The sequence below is a fragment of the Arcobacter sp. genome, from assembly GCF_050300555.1.
Taxonomy (GTDB): Bacteria; Campylobacterota; Campylobacteria; order Campylobacterales; family Arcobacteraceae; genus Arcobacter.
The window spans coordinates 1-523 of sequence record NZ_JBNKXY010000422.1 but is presented as its reverse complement, the minus strand read 5'-3'; the positions used below and the strand labels follow the sequence as shown (position 1 = coordinate 523).

The 523-nt window shown below is 40.2% G+C and carries 1 protein-coding gene; it reads left to right on the top strand.

All coding sequences use genetic code 11. The features are described from left to right. Positions 1–274, top strand: a 274-nt coding sequence (locus tag ACQY5W_RS13595) for a hypothetical protein (protein WP_428025503.1), incomplete at its 5' end; no start/stop codon positions are given. Between the last annotated feature and the right edge of the window lie 249 nt (positions 275–523).

Below are 523 nucleotides of genomic sequence, written 5' to 3'. Positions count from 1 at the left end.
GGTATGTGGTGTGAGTCGATACAAGAGAAGTTACAATCATGTGTATGTTGACACTATGAAGAATAAGAACAAGAAGACTGCTATCGGTCCTGAGAGTGTTGATGACGAAACTGATTCTGACAAGGAGGACAAGAAGAAGAGAAAGATTCCTACCTTGGTGATGTGGTACCTTCCAGTGATCGATCGTTTGAAACGTGTGTTCTCTAACCCTAGGGATGCGGAACTGGTGCGCTGGCATTCTGAGAAGCGTAGGAAAAATGATGAGGAGATTTGACACCCTATGGATGGAACTCAGTGGAATTTTTTTTATCTTCAATATAAAGCATTTGGATCAAAGAGTAGAAATATAAGGTTTGCTTTGAGTACCTATGGAATAAATCCATTTGGTGAAAACAAGATCATGCACAGCACATGGCTGATTATCCTCGTGATGTACAACCTTCCAACATGGTTGTGTCACAAAAGAAAGTACCTTATGTTGTCTATTCTTATTTAAGGTTTGAAGCATGCTGGCACCGATATT